Here is a 13397-nt window from a genome sequence, read left to right as displayed (position 1 = left end):
CCTCGCTATTTCAAAAGAACCAATTGATACGTTTGTACCAGACAGGCATTAAAAAGCCGCCTGTGAGAGGCGGCTTTTTAATTGAAGCACTTACGCTTGGGGCCGCATGTGCGGGAAGAGAATGACGTCCCGGATCGACGGCGAGTTGGTCAGCAACATCACCAGGCGATCGATGCCGATGCCTTCACCGGCGGTCGGCGGCATGCCGTATTCAAGTGCCCGGACGAAATCGGCGTCATAGTGCATGGCTTCGTCGTCGCCGGCGTCCTTGTCGGCCACCTGGGCCATGAAACGCTCGGCCTGGTCTTCGGCATCATTGAGCTCGGAGTAGGCATTGGCGATTTCGCGGCCGCCAATGAACAGCTCGAAACGGTCGGTCACGTTCGGGTTCTCGTCGTTGCGGCGAGCCAGCGGCGAGACTTCGAACGGGTACTGGGTGATGAAATGCGGCTGTTCCAGCTTGTGCTCGACCAGCTCTTCGAAAATCATCACCTGCAGCTTGCCCAGGCCTTCGAAGCCCAGCACCTTCGCACCGGCTTTCTTGGCGATTGCACGCGCCTTGTCGATGTCGTTGAGATCATCGGCGGTCAATTCAGGGTTGTACTTGAGGATCGAGTCGAACACCGACAGGCGCGCGAATGGCTCACCGAAGTGGAACACCTTGTCGCCGTAAGGCACGTCGGTGGTGCCGAGCACCAGCTGCGCCAATTCGCGGAACAGCTCCTCGGTCAGGTCCATGTTGTCTTCGTAGTCGGCGTAGGCCTGGTAGAACTCGAGCATGGTGAACTCGGGGTTGTGCCGGGTCGAAACGCCTTCGTTACGGAAGTTGCGGTTGATCTCGAAGACCTTTTCAAACCCACCGACCACCAGGCGCTTGAGGTACAGCTCCGGCGCAATGCGCAGAAACATTTCCATGTCCAGGGCATTGTGGTGGGTTTCGAACGGCTTGGCCGCTGCGCCGCCGGGAATGGTCTGCAGCATCGGCGTCTCGACTTCGAGGAAGTCGCGCTTCATCAGGAAACTGCGGATGTGCGCAATGACCTGCGAACGCACGCGGAACGTCTGACGTACGTCTTCGTTGACGATCAGGTCGACGTAGCGCTGGCGGTAGCGTTGTTCGGTGTCGGTCAGGCCGTGGTGCTTGTCCGGCAGCGGGCGCAGGGACTTGGTCAACAGGCGCACGTCGGTCATTTCGACGTACAGGTCACCCTTGCCGGAACGGGCCAGGGTGCCCTCGGCGGCAATGATGTCGCCCAGGTCCCAGGTCTTGACCGCCGCCAGGGTTTCTTCCGGCAGGGTCTTGCGGTTGACGTAGACCTGGATGCGCCCGGTCATGTCCTGGATCACCATGAACGAACCGCGATTGAGCATGATACGACCGGCCACCTTGACTGGAATCGCCGCCTCGGCCAGCTCTTCCTTGGTCTTGTCCGCGTACGTCTTCTGCAGCACGTCGCAATAGGCGTCGCGGCGGAAGTCGTTGGGGAAGGCCTGGCCCTTGGCACGCTCGGCAGCAAGCTTTTCCTTGCGCAGGGCGATCAGGGAGTTTTCTTCCTGTTGCAGGGCTTGCGGGTCGAGTTCTAGGTCGCTCATGTCTTTAAGGATTCCATCACAGGTTCGTTGCCACCGGCCGGGGCCGCGCTTTCATGAAAGCGTGCCCGCCCGCCGCATGGGTGTCGCGTTACAGCCCTTGTTTGAGGCTCGCTTCCAGGTATTCGTCGATGTCGCCGTCGAGCACCTTGTCGCAGTCACTGCGTTCGATGTTGGTGCGCAGGTCCTTGATGCGCGAGGCATCGAGGACATAGGAACGGATCTGATGACCCCAACCGATGTCGGACTTGCTGTCTTCCAGCGCCTGGGACGCCGCGTTGCGCTTCTGGATCTCCTGCTCGTACAGGCGGGCCCGGAGCATCTTCATCGCGGTGTCTTTGTTGGCGTGCTGGGAACGTTCGTTCTGGCAACTGACCACGGTATTGGTCGGTACGTGGGTGATCCGTACGGCCGAGTCGGTGGTGTTGACGTGCTGGCCACCGGCACCTGAAGAACGATAGGTGTCGATGCGCAGGTCCGCCGGGTTGATCTCGATTTCCACCTTATCGTCGATTTCCGGGGAAACGAACACCGCCGAGAACGAGGTGTGGCGACGGTTGCCGGAGTCGAACGGACTCTTGCGCACCAGACGGTGCACGCCGATCTCGGTGCGCAGCCAGCCAAAGGCGTATTCGCCCTTGATGTGCACGGTGGCGCCCTTGATCCCGGCGACTTCACCGGCCGACAGTTCCATGATGGTCGCGTCGAAACCGCGTTTGTCAGCCCAGCGCAGGTACATGCGCAGCAGGATGTTGGCCCAGTCCTGGGCTTCGGTACCGCCGGAACCGGCCTGGATGTCCAGGTAGGCGTTGTTCATGTCCATCTCGCCGCTGAACATGCGGCGGAATTCCAGCTTGGCCAGGGACTCGCCGAGGCGGTCCAGCTCGGCGACCACGTCACCGACCGCGCCTTCGTCGTTTTCTTCGACGGCCATGTCCAGCAGGTCGCGGCAATCGGCCAGGCCACCGGACAATTCATCCAGGGTCTCGACGATCTGCGCCAGCGCGGCGCGCTCGCGGCCCAGTTCCTGGGCGTATTCAGGCTTGTTCCAGACACTCGGATCTTCAAGCTCGCGATTGACTTCGGTCAGACGCTCATGCTTTTGATCGTAGTCAAAGATACCCCCGAATAGTTTCGGAGCGCTCGGACAGGTCCTTGATAGTGTTCAGGATCGGGTTGATTTCCATGGCGGGCAACACTCGTTGGCGAACTTTTGAAAGCCGGCGAGTATAACGTAATCAAGCGTCGACGGCAGCCCGCCTGGCAGCTTTGGGGCAGTTCAAGCCTTGCTCCTGCAAGTTCGCCCCTGACCGCCCCCCCTTGGGCCTACTCCACACCGACCCGGTTACGACCACTGTGTTTGGCCATGTACAGGCCCTTGTCCGCTGCTGAAATCAACTGCCGGCAATCGCCACCCTGCTGCGGAGTCACGGTCGAGACGCCGATGCTGACGGTCAGGTTCTCGCCGCCGTCCGGGGTGGCGTGGGGAATGTTCAGGGCAACGACGCTCTGGCGCAGTTTCTCGGCCATCAGCCGGGCGCCGCCGGATGCCGTGCCGGGCAATACCAGGGCAAACTCCTCGCCGCCGTAACGGGCCGGCAGGTCGGACGGCCGGCTGCACGCCTCGCGGATCGCCGTGGCGACTTTGCGCAGGGCTTCGTCACCGTCCAGATGGCCGAAGTTGTCGTTGTAGGACTTGAAGTAATCCACGTCGATCATCAATAGCGACAGCTGGGACTGGTCCCGCATCGCCCGTCGCCATTCAAGTTCCAGGTATTCGTCGAAATGCCGGCGGTTGGACAATCCGGTCAGGCCATCGGAATTCATCAACCTTTGCAGCACCAGGTTGGTGTCGAGCAGTTGCTGCTGGCTAACCCGCAGGGCGCGGTAGGCCGCGTCGCGTTGCAACAGCATCATGTAGGAGCGCGAGTGATAGCGGATACGCGCCACCAGCTCGATGTTGTCCGGCAATTTGACCAGGTAGTCGTTGGCCCCGGCGGCGAACGCCGCACTCTTGACCAGCGGGTCTTCCTTGGTAGACAGGACGATGATCGGGATGTCACGGGTCGCCGGGTGGTTACGGTATTCGCGCACCAGGCTCAGGCCATCGAGACCGGGCATCACCAGGTCTTGCAGAATCACCGTCGGCTTGATGCGAACGGCATGGGCGATAGCCTGGTGCGGGTCGGAGCAGAAGTGGAAGTCGATGTTGTTTTCATTCGAAAGCCCACGCCGCACCGCCTCGCCGATCATCGCCTGGTCGTCGACGAGCAGGACCATCGCGGCGTTTTCATCGCGCTTGAAATCGTCGAGCTGTAATTCATTCATGGGGCTCACCTGAGTGCGGCCTGGGCCAGGACTGCTGGGATTGTCATTTTGCAAAAATCTCTACCAAGCGGGGGGCTATGGCGTCCAGGGCAAGAATCTGCGTCGCCGCGTCAATGGCCGCCGCGGCCTTGGGCATGCCGTACACCGCACTGCTTCGCTGGTCTTGAGCGATGGTCACGCAACCTTGCCGGCGCATCAGTTTAAGCCCTTGCGCACCATCGCGGCCCATGCCGGTGAGCAGGATACCCACCGCATCACCGTTCCAGAAGTTGGCGACACTCTCGAAAAACACATCGATGGACGGCCTGTAGATTTCATTCACCGGCTCGGCGGTGTACGCCAGGGTGCCGTCCTTCAACAGGCGCAGGTGATGGTTGGTACCGGCCAGCAGTACCGTGCCATTTTGCGGCGATTCGCCGTGTCGTGCCAGGCGGACGTTGTGTCCGGACACACTGCTCAGCCATTCGGCCATGCCCGCGGCAAACACCTCGTCCACGTGCTGGACCAGGACGATGGCCGGGGCGAAGTGCCGTGGCAACGCCTTGAGCAAGACTTCCAGCGCCGCCGGCCCGCCCGCCGATGAGCCGATGGCCACCAGGCTCTTACGAGACGCAGCGGCGCGTTGAGACGAGAGTGCGGGACGCTCACGGTGACCGCGCTCGCCGATCAACCAGCCGATGTTGGTAATCTTGCGCAGCAAGGGTGCCGCCGCGTCTTCGGGATTGCCGACACCCAGGGCCGGTGTATCGACCACGTCCAGCGCGCCATTGCCCATGGCTTCGAACACCCGATGGACATTCTGCTGGCTGTCGCCGGTGACGATCAGGATGGCGCAGGGGGTTTCGGCCATGATCCGGCGCGTGGCCTCCACGCCATCCATGACCGGCATGAGCAGATCCATCAGGATCAGATCCGGGGTGTATTCGGCGCACCGCTGCACCGCCTCGGCGCCGTTGGCGGCCACCCAGACCAGTTGATGGGCCGGCTCGAACGCCAGCGCGCGGCGCAGAGCTTCGACCGCCAGGGGCATGTCATTGACGATGGCGACCTTCAAGTACGTGCCCCTCCGATCAGTTCGACCACGGCATCGAGCAAGGCGTCGTCATGAAAGCTCGCCTTGGCCAGATAATAATCGGCTCCGGCATCCAGGCCACGGCGGCGATCTTCTTCGCGGTCTTTGTAGGACACCACCATCACCGGCAGCGATTGCAGGCGGTTGTCGCGTCGCAGCAGCGTCACCAGCTCGATGCCATCCATGCGCGGCATGTCGATGTCGGTGATCAGCAGGTCGAACGCCTCCGAACGCAGCGCGTTCCAGCCGTCCATGCCGTCCACCGCCACGGCGACGTCATAGCCACGATTGAGCAGCAGTTTGCGCTGCAACTCACGCACGGTCAGGGAGTCGTCCACCACCAGGATCCGCTTGCGGGGGGCTTGGGTCCGGTCCTGACGGGCGATGCGCTCCAGGCGACCGGTATCGAGCAGCTTGTCCACCGAACGCAAGAGGTCTTCCACGTCGATGATCAGCACCACCGAGCCGTCGTCCAGCAGCGCTCCGGCGGAAATGTCCTGGACCTTGCCCAGACGTTCGTCCAGCGGCAGGACCACCAGGGTCCGCTCGCCGATGAAGCGCTCCACCGCCACCCCGTAGCTCGTCTCCCGCTCGCGAATCACCACCACTTTGAGGGTCTGGCCGCTGCTCTGCGTGGCCGGCCGACCGAGCAACTGGCTGGCGGCGACCAATCCGACGTGCCGGCCTTCGTGCCAGAAATGCTGGCGCCCCTCGACCTGCACGATGTCTTCCGGCGCCAGGTCGCACATGCGGTCGATATGCGCCAAGGGAAAGGCATAGGCTTCGGCACCGACTTCCACGACCAGGCTGCGCACCACCGAGAGCGTCAGCGGCACCTCGAGGTGGAAACGACTGCCCTCGCCTGCCGTCTGCTCCAGCACCACCGCCCCTCGCAATTGCCGGACCATATGCTGGACGGCGTCCAGGCCGACGCCACGCCCGGAGACTTCGGTGACCTTGTCCCGCAGGCTGAAACCGGGCAGGAACAGGAATGCCAGCAGTTCCTCTTCGCTCAAGCTGGCGGCTGTGTGCTCGGGAGAAAGGCCGCGCGCGACGACGCTGCGGCGTACCCGTTCAAGGTCGACGCCGGCGCCATCGTCCGACAGTTCAAGGACCAGCAGGCCGGCCTGATGGGAAGCGCGCAGCCGGATCAGGCCTTCGGCAGGCTTGCCCGTCAGTAATCGCTGATCCGGGGATTCGATGCCGTGGTCCACCGCGTTGCGCAGCAAGTGGGTCAACGGCGCTTCGAGCTTTTCCAGGACGTCGCGGTCGACCTGGGTTTTTTCGCCTTCGATCTCAAGGCGCACCTGCTTGCCCAGGCTGCGACCCAGGTCGCGCACCATACGTGCCTGGCCCGACAGCACGTCGGCAAAAGGTCGCATACGACAGGCCAGCGCCGTGTCGTACAGCACTTGCGCCCGTTGGCTGGCCTGCCAGGCGAATTCGTCCAGCTCGGCTATTTTCTGTGCCAGCGACAGTTGGGTCTCGGCCAGCAGCCGCCGGGCGTCCCCCAGAGCCTCCTGGGCCTGGAGGCTCAAAGCCTGGTCCTTGAGGTGCACGTTCAGCTCTTCCAGAGCACGCAAGCCGTTGTCCTGCTGACGCTTGAGCCGCTGCATCGTTGCCAGCCAGGGCCTGAGGCGCTGGGTTTCCACGAGGGATTTGCTCGACAGGTCCAGCAAGCTGTTGAGGCGCTCAGCCGTGACCCGCAGGACCCGCTCACCACTGTCGGTGATCCGCCTGTTCCGGGGAGCCGGTTCCCCTGGCACGTCGGGCGCAATTTCGGGCACCTCGACACGAACCGGTTCGACGGGTATCTCGATCTGTGCCGGCGCTATTGCCGCCGGAAGCGGTACCGCGTCCGGATCGAGCAGACGCGTCATCATCGCCACATAGGCATCGACGTCCGCGGCGCCGACATCGTGGCCCGGTGTCGCGATACGCGTCAGCAAATCAGTGCCTCGCAGCAAGGCATCGATGTGTTCGGCACCCAATACCAGGCGCCGCTCCTGGGCCCCCACCAGGCAATCTTCCATGACGTGCGCCACACTGACACCGGCGTCCACCCCGACGATGCGCGCCGCCCCCTTGAGCGAGTGAGCCGCACGCATGCAGGATTCGAGGTGGTCGGCCTGGGTCGGGTCGCGTTCCAGGGCCAGCAGACCGGCGCTCAGCACCTGGACCTGGGCTTCGGCTTCCAGGCTGAACAGTTCCAGCAACGAGGCATCGCGCATCTGATCGGGGGTCATGACAGGCTCCGGGCCATGGCGGTCAGCAAGTGTTCCTCGTCCAGCCAACGCAGGCTGCGCCCCCTGAAAGGCAACACGCCGCGGGTGTACGTGTCATCCGATGGCGACGCGGCCGCCAGGATGCGTTCATCGATGGCATGAATGCCGTCCACTTCATCCACCGGCACCACCACCGGCCCACCCTGGGCCGCGACGATCAGCATGCGCGGCATGACCCGTGCGCCGGGCACAGCCAGCGGGCCTGGCTCCAGGTCCAGCAGTTCCACCAGCGACAGGCAAGCCACCAGTGCACCACGTACATTCGCCACGCCCAACAAGGCTCGCGAGCGCTGGTGGGGCAATGAATGGATCGGTTGCATCGGTGCCACTTCCACCAGGCTGCGGGTGGTCAGGCCCAGCCACTCTTCGCCCAGGCGGAACATCAGCAACGAGCGGGTGACGACATCGGTGTCCACCGGACCATGAACCTGCTCGTAGCCATCCTGTTGCAAGGCATAGCGGTCGAGCAGCCGGGTTGCGGCCGCCGAATACACCGAGCAGTTGCGACAGTGGATATGTTCGGCCAGTAGAGGACAGGATTTGTCGCCATGCACGCCGATGCGGTTCCAGCAATCGTCGATAGCCTGGGCATCGTCATGGGTGACGCTCTGAAAAGCCGAACCGCTCATGGTTTACGCTCACTGTCAGCCGCGCGACCGCCACGGGCAGCACGTTCCTGCAATCGACGGGCTCCGACCGCGTCTCCCTGGGAAGCCAGCAGCGCCGCCAGATGGACCAGGGCTTCGGCATGTTGCGGCTCAAGATACAGCGCCTTGCGATAAAAACCCTGGGCTTCGAGTGCGCTACCGGCCATGTCGCTGAGCAGGCCCAACCAATAGAACACCTGGGCTTTGGGTGGATGGCTGCGCAGATACTGCTCGCAGGCCGCACGGGCCTCGGCGCTTTTGCCGCTGTTGGCAAAGGTGGCGATATCGGCCAGCAAAGTCGCGGCGTCACTGCCTTTGGACTCGGCAAGGGGGGTGACGTTTGCCGTAAACGGCCGAGGCCGGACGACCGGGGGCGTACCCGGAGGAGCGACTCGGGCAGGCTGACGAACCGGAAGCGGTGTCGGCATCAGCGTGGGCAACGGCTGCGGATCGGGCGCGCCCTGGCGACTGAAGGCGAACGATTGGGGCACACCGATCGAACGCATGCCCAACCGTCCGAGCAGACTGCCCTCAGCGGGCCCGATAAACAACACGCCGTCCTGATGGGTCAGGCGCTTGAGCACCTCGAATACCAGGCGCTGGGTCGGCTGGTCGAAATAGATCAGCAAATTGCGGCAGAACACAAAATCGTACGGGGCCTCATTCACCAGCAACGCCGGGTCCAGCAGGTTACCCACTTGCAGGCGCACCTGTTCGCGGACACGCTCGTCGAGGCGGTAGCCTTCCTCATCGGCGCTGAAATATCGCTCGCGAAAAGCCAGGTCTGCGCCCCGGAACGAGTTCCTCCCGTAACGCGCGCCCCTGGCTCGCTCTACCGACAATGGGCTGACGTCCAGCCCGTCGACCTTGAATTGATGGGGCTCCAGGCCCGCATCGAGCAAGGCCATGGCAATGGAGTAGGGTTCTTCACCCGTGGAACACGGCAAGCTGAGGATGCGCAGCGCACGCAGGTGTCGGATCTCGGCCAGGCGATTGATGGCCAACCGGGCCAGGGTGGCGAAAGATTCCGGGTAACGGAAGAACCAGGTTTCCGGGACGATTACCGCTTCGATCAACGCCTGCTGCTCCTTCGGCGATTGCTGCAGGTACTGCCAGTATTGATCAACCGTACGCCCAGGCTCGGCAACGCTGCGCTGGCGTACCGCCCGTTCGATAATGGCGCTGCCCACCGAGCCGACATCCAGGCCGATGCGTTCCCTGAGGAAGTCGAAAAAACGCTGGTCATCGCTCATGGCCGGGCCTCAAGCGCGTCAGGACTCAGTGGCGGCATGGGAAACAGTACGGCGCGGACTGATTCATCGAGCAGGTCATCGACCCGTACCCATTGCAACAGTCCCTGGGCGTCTTCGCGCACCGGCCCCAGATACGGCGCCTGGCGATTGTCCAGGCCATAGGGCTGGAACTGCGCCGGGTCGCAGCGCAAGGTGTCGGTGGCCTGTTCCAGGATCAGCCCCAGGACCTGCCCCGCCTGCAGTCCATCGGGGTGATAATGCACCAGCACCAGTCGCGTGCTGGTGCGGGTCTCGGCGCGCTGGCCGAAGGTCAGGCTGCGCAGATCGATCACCGGCACCACCGCCCCCCGCCAGGCAAATACCCCTGCCACCCAGGCCGGCGCCTGGGCAATCGGCTTGAGGGGCATGCGCGGCAGCACTTCCACTACATCAGTGGCTTGCAGAGCGTAACGCTCGTTACCGATGCAGAACACCAGGAACAGGATCTGACGGGCCGCAGGCGCGGCGCCACGTCTGGCCTCGAAGTCACTCATCAGACTTTGAAACGCGAGACGCCGCTGCGCAGCCCCACGGCTACCTGGCTCAGCTCATCGATGGCTGAACTGGCCTGGCGCAAGGACTCGACGGTCTGACTGCTGGCATCGCCCAGTTGCACCAGGGCGTGGTTGATCTGCTCGGCGCCGGTGGCCTGGGCCTGCATGCCTTCATTGACCATCAGCACTCGCGGCGCCAGCGCCTGGACCTGATGGATGATCTGCGACAACTGCTCGCCCACCTGCTGCACCTCGGCCATGCCACGGCGCACCTCTTCGGAGAACTTGTCCATGCCCATCACACCCGCCGACACGGCGGACTGGATCTCGCGCACCATCTGTTCGATGTCATAGGTGGCCACGGCCGTCTGGTCGGCCAGCCGCCGTACCTCAGTGGCGACCACGGCGAAACCACGCCCGTACTCGCCGGCTTTTTCGGCCTCGATAGCCGCATTGAGGGACAGCAGGTTGGTCTGGTCGGCCACTTTGACGATAGTGGTCACCACCTGATTGATGTTGCCGGCCTTCTCGTTGAGGATCGCCAGCTTGGCGTTCACCAGGTCGGCGGCACCCATCACTGAATGCATGGTTTCCTCCATCCGCGCCAGGCCTTGCTGGCCGGAACCGGCGGCCACCGACGCCTGGTCGGCGGCGGTGGACACTTCGGTCATGGTGCGCACCAGGTCGCGGGAGGTGGCGGCGATTTCCCGGGACGTCGCACCAATCTCCGTGGTGGTGGCGGCGGTTTCCGTGGCCGTGGCCTGTTGCTGGCGGGAGGTGGCGGCGATCTCCGTCACTGAGGTAGTGACCTGCACGGACGAGCGTTGAGCTTGGGAAACCAGCGAGGTCAGCTCGGCCATCATGTCGTTGAAACCGGTTTCCACCGCACCGAATTCGTCCTTGCGCGCCAGGTTCAGACGTCCACTCAGATCACCACTGCGCATGACGTCGAGGATTTCCACGATACGGTTCATGGGCGCCATGATTGCCCGCATCAGCAGCAGGCCGCAAAGGATCGCAACGACCAGCGCGACGAGGAACGACAAGCCCATGGCGACCTTGGCTGCCGAGACTGCCTCGCCAATGGTCTCGGTGGCTTTTTCTGCCAGCTCACGATTACGCTCGATGATGCGATTCAAGTGGGTGCGGCCGCCGATCCATGCCGGCGTCAGCTCTTTGTCCAGCGTCCGCCGCGCGCCTTCGTAGTCCTTGCGCTGATAGAGGTCCAGGACTTTCGCCATGGCCTGGTTGAATGCCTGGTGCTGGGTCTCGAACTCATCGAAAGAGGCTTGGTCGGCCGGGTTCTGGATCAGCTTTTGATAGTTCTGTATTTCTTCACGCAGGTGCTGCTCGAAGCCCTGGTAACGGGCCTTGTCCTCGGCGGTGATCTCCCGATTCCCCGAAAGACCGACAATCTGCTGGGTCAGCACATAGCTGTCTACCCAACCACCCCGGATCATGGAGCTGTAATACACGCCCGGCACCGCAGCGGCCCGTACCTTTTCTTCACTGTCCTGGATCTTGAACAACCGCGAATACGAGACAACGACCATTAACAGCATGATGGCGATGATCACCGCAAAACTCGCCAGGATGCGTTGGCGCAATGTCCAGTTCTTCACAGTAAAACCTCGGGGAACTTTGAAATGCTGGGGAGTATAGCCGAGGGTTGCATGATGCCGCGTGGGTTGGATGGTGCCTCAGCAAACGACGCAGCCCCCTTGTGGGAGCGAGCCTGCTCGCGAAGGCAGCGTCCCTGTCATCTACCATGTTGGATAAAGGTCCGTTTTCGCGAGCAAGCCCGCTCCCACAAGAAGCAATGTGCGCCGAACGATGGTTATACGGCAGCCTGCCGCACCTGATTCTCCAGCTCCACCTTCAATCCCGGCTCCAGCTTGAGCTGCCGTGCCAGTTCATCGAGGTAGGACTTCTCCATGAAGTTTTCCTCGTCCACCAGCATCACGCTGGCGATGTACATCTCGGCGGCGATCTCCGGCGTACTGGCGGCGCGGGCAACGTCAGCAGGGTCCAGGGGTTTGTTGAGTTCGGCATGCAGCCAGCGCTGCAATTCCTGATCGTTGTCGAGCTTGGTGAACTCGCCCTCGATCAGCTGCCGCTCACGCTCGTCCACGTGGCCGTCGGCCTTGGCCGCCGCCACCAGTGCCTTGAGAATCGCCTGGCTATGCAGCTCGACCTGCGCCGGGGGCACCCGGTCCAGCGTCTGCGGTTCGGTTTTCATGACACCGCCCTGCTGGGCCTGCCAATTGCCATACGCCTTGTAGGCGATCACGCCCAGGGCCGCCAGACCACCATAGGCCAGGGCCTTGCCACCAAAATTGCGCGCTTTCTTGTTGCCCAGCAACAAGCCCATGGCCCCGGCCGCGAGGGTTCCACCCCCTGCGCCGGAAAGCAGGCTTCCCAGGTTGCCGCCCCCGAGCAACCCGCCCAGGCCACCGGACGACTTGCCCTGGGAACCGCCAGCCTTTTTTTCCAACATTTCCTGACCGGACTTGAGTAGCTGGTCGAGCAATCCACGAGTGTTCATTTGCTGCCTCCACGCATTCGGGGTAACCGGATCATTAAGGCCATCAGCCTAGACCGAAAGTGCCCCTGTACCTCGACTGACATTGCTTCGGAATGTTGCCTGCCTGATCGCCTTCCATTGAAAAAAACGATATACACTTCGATCCATCGATAAAACCGCCCCACAGGGTGCTTTCCATGATGACGTTGCGCCAGATTCGCCATTTCATCGCCGTGGCCGAAACCGGCTCGATCTCCTCCGCCGCACAGACAGCGTTCATCTCGCAATCCACCCTGACCCTGGCCATCCAGCAATTGGAACAAGAGCTCGGCGTCGGCCTGTTCAATCGCCACGCAAAAGGCATGACCCTGACTCACCAAGGGCATCAATTCCTGCGCCAGGCCCATTTGATCCTGGCCACTGTCGATAACGCCAAGCGCAGCCTGCAGCACAGCACCGACCAGGTGGCCGGTCACATCACCATCGGGGTTACCAGCCTGGTCGCCGGCTATTACCTGGCGGATTTGCTGACCCGTTTCCAGCGCGCCTACCCCAACGTGGACATCCGGGTGATGGAGGACGAACGGCGCTATATCGAGCATCTGCTGGTCAGCGGTGAAATCGATGTCGGGGTGCTGATCCTGTCCAACCTTGAAGACCGTCACGCCTTGCAGACCGAGGTGCTGACCCATTCACCCCACCGCTTATGGCTACCGGCACAACATCCGCTGCTGGAACACGACAGCATCAACCTGACCGATGTCGCCCGCGAACCGCTGATCGAACTGAACGTCGACGAGATGGACCGCAACGCCCAGCGCCTGTGGCGCGGCGTCGGGTTGCAGCCGAAAATCACGCTGCGCACCGCCTCGACCGAAGCGGTGCGCAGCCTGGTCGCGGCGGGGCTGGGCGTGTCGATCCAGCCGGACATGACTTACCGCCCGTGGTCACTGGAAGGCGACATCATCGAGGCCCGTGCCATTGCCGATCTCAACCAGACCCTGGACGTGGGCCTGGCCTGGCGCCGGGGTACGGCGCGACCGGCCATGGTCGAGCCGTTTCTGACCGTTGCGCGAGAGAACCCCCATGGGGGGCGCAAGCCATCGATTTAATAGAATGCCTCCTTGAGTATTTAGAATTTGTCGGTATTGACGCCGCGCACTAG

The 13397-nt window shown here is 62.8% G+C and carries 11 protein-coding genes; 1 reads left to right on the top strand and 10 read right to left on the bottom strand.

Features of this window, described 5'->3' with window-relative positions:
* Positions 1-90: 90 nt before the first annotated feature.
* The 10 genes from lysS to AD666_RS13900 form a co-directional block, all read right to left on the bottom strand.
* Complete coding sequence (gene lysS, locus AD666_RS13945) at positions 91-1593, bottom strand: lysine--tRNA ligase (protein ID WP_053152660.1); 1503 nt, start codon at positions 1591-1593, stop codon at positions 91-93.
* Between the two features lie 88 nt (positions 1594-1681).
* Positions 1682-2777, bottom strand: a protein-coding gene (prfB, locus tag AD666_RS26440) for a peptide chain release factor 2 (protein ID WP_156315945.1) whose coding sequence is annotated in 2 segments (ribosomal slippage) — positions 1682-2704 and positions 2706-2777 — 1095 coding nt in all. Because the reading frame shifts where the segments join, the coding sequence is not laid out codon by codon here.
* 139 nt (positions 2778-2916) lie between these two features.
* On the bottom strand, positions 2917-3918 hold the full coding sequence (locus tag AD666_RS13935) for a diguanylate cyclase (protein ID WP_053152657.1): 1002 nt from the start codon (positions 3916-3918) through the stop codon (positions 2917-2919).
* Between the two features lie 43 nt (positions 3919-3961).
* Entirely contained in the window at positions 3962-4972 is a 1011-nt protein-coding gene (locus AD666_RS13930; RefSeq protein ID WP_053152655.1) for a chemotaxis response regulator protein-glutamate methylesterase, read from the bottom strand.
* Positions 4969-7236, bottom strand: a complete 2268-nt coding sequence (locus AD666_RS13925) for a hybrid sensor histidine kinase/response regulator (protein WP_053152653.1) — start codon at positions 7234-7236, stop codon at positions 4969-4971. The genes AD666_RS13930 and AD666_RS13925 overlap by 4 nt, the downstream gene beginning before the upstream one ends.
* Entirely contained in the window at positions 7233-7904 is a 672-nt protein-coding gene (locus AD666_RS13920; RefSeq protein ID WP_053152651.1) for a chemotaxis protein CheW, read from the bottom strand. The genes AD666_RS13925 and AD666_RS13920 overlap by 4 nt, the downstream gene beginning before the upstream one ends.
* Positions 7901-9175: a protein-glutamate O-methyltransferase CheR gene (locus AD666_RS13915; protein ID WP_053152649.1), complete on the bottom strand. Its 1275-nt coding sequence runs from the start codon at positions 9173-9175 to the stop codon at positions 7901-7903. Before AD666_RS13915 ends, AD666_RS13920 begins: the two co-directional genes overlap by 4 nt.
* Positions 9172-9708, bottom strand: coding sequence for a chemotaxis protein CheW (locus tag AD666_RS13910; RefSeq protein ID WP_053152648.1), 537 nt, complete (start codon positions 9706-9708; stop codon positions 9172-9174). The genes AD666_RS13915 and AD666_RS13910 overlap by 4 nt, the downstream gene beginning before the upstream one ends.
* Positions 9708-11330 (bottom strand): methyl-accepting chemotaxis protein, encoded by a 1623-nt coding sequence (locus tag AD666_RS13905; protein WP_053152646.1) that lies wholly within the window; start codon positions 11328-11330, stop codon positions 9708-9710. Before AD666_RS13905 ends, AD666_RS13910 begins: the two co-directional genes overlap by 1 nt.
* Before the next feature lie 215 nt (positions 11331-11545).
* A complete protein-coding gene (locus tag AD666_RS13900; RefSeq protein ID WP_053152644.1) occupies positions 11546-12253 on the bottom strand; it encodes a tellurite resistance TerB family protein in 708 nt (235 codons plus the stop codon).
* Positions 12254-12429: 176 nt separating this feature from the next.
* Here AD666_RS13900 and AD666_RS13895 point away from each other — a divergent pair, with 176 nt between their 5' ends.
* A complete protein-coding gene (locus tag AD666_RS13895; protein ID WP_053152642.1) occupies positions 12430-13344 on the top strand; it encodes a LysR family transcriptional regulator in 915 nt (304 codons plus the stop codon).
* Positions 13345-13397 lie beyond the last annotated feature (53 nt).

Source organism: Pseudomonas sp. Pf153 (assembly GCF_001269775.1).
Lineage (GTDB): Bacteria > Pseudomonadota > Gammaproteobacteria > Pseudomonadales > Pseudomonadaceae > Aquipseudomonas > Aquipseudomonas uvaldensis.
The sequence above is the reverse complement of the archived record's forward strand: the minus strand, read 5'-3'. Positions and strand labels throughout refer to the sequence as shown.

Bases quoted from the DNA above. Each gene is read 5' to 3' on its own strand.
- lysS (WP_053152660.1), bottom strand. From the start codon at position 1,593: ATGAGCGACCTAGAACTCGACCCGCAAGCCCTGCAACAGGAAGAAAAC.
- AD666_RS13920 (WP_053152651.1), bottom strand. From the start codon at position 7,904: ATGAGCGGTTCGGCTTTTCAGAGCGTCACCCATGACGATGCCCAGGCT.
- AD666_RS13915 (WP_053152649.1), bottom strand. From the start codon at position 9,175: ATGAGCGATGACCAGCGTTTTTTCGACTTCCTCAGGGAACGCATCGGC.
- AD666_RS13900 (WP_053152644.1), bottom strand. From the start codon at position 12,253: ATGAACACTCGTGGATTGCTCGACCAGCTACTCAAGTCCGGTCAGGAA.
- AD666_RS13895 (WP_053152642.1), top strand. From the start codon at position 12,430: ATGATGACGTTGCGCCAGATTCGCCATTTCATCGCCGTGGCCGAAACC.
- AD666_RS13910 (WP_053152648.1), bottom strand. From the start codon at position 9,708: ATGAGTGACTTCGAGGCCAGACGTGGCGCCGCGCCTGCGGCCCGTCAG.
- AD666_RS13925 (WP_053152653.1), bottom strand. From the start codon at position 7,236: ATGACCCCCGATCAGATGCGCGATGCCTCGTTGCTGGAACTGTTCAGC.
- AD666_RS13935 (WP_053152657.1), bottom strand. From the start codon at position 3,918: ATGAATGAATTACAGCTCGACGATTTCAAGCGCGATGAAAACGCCGCG.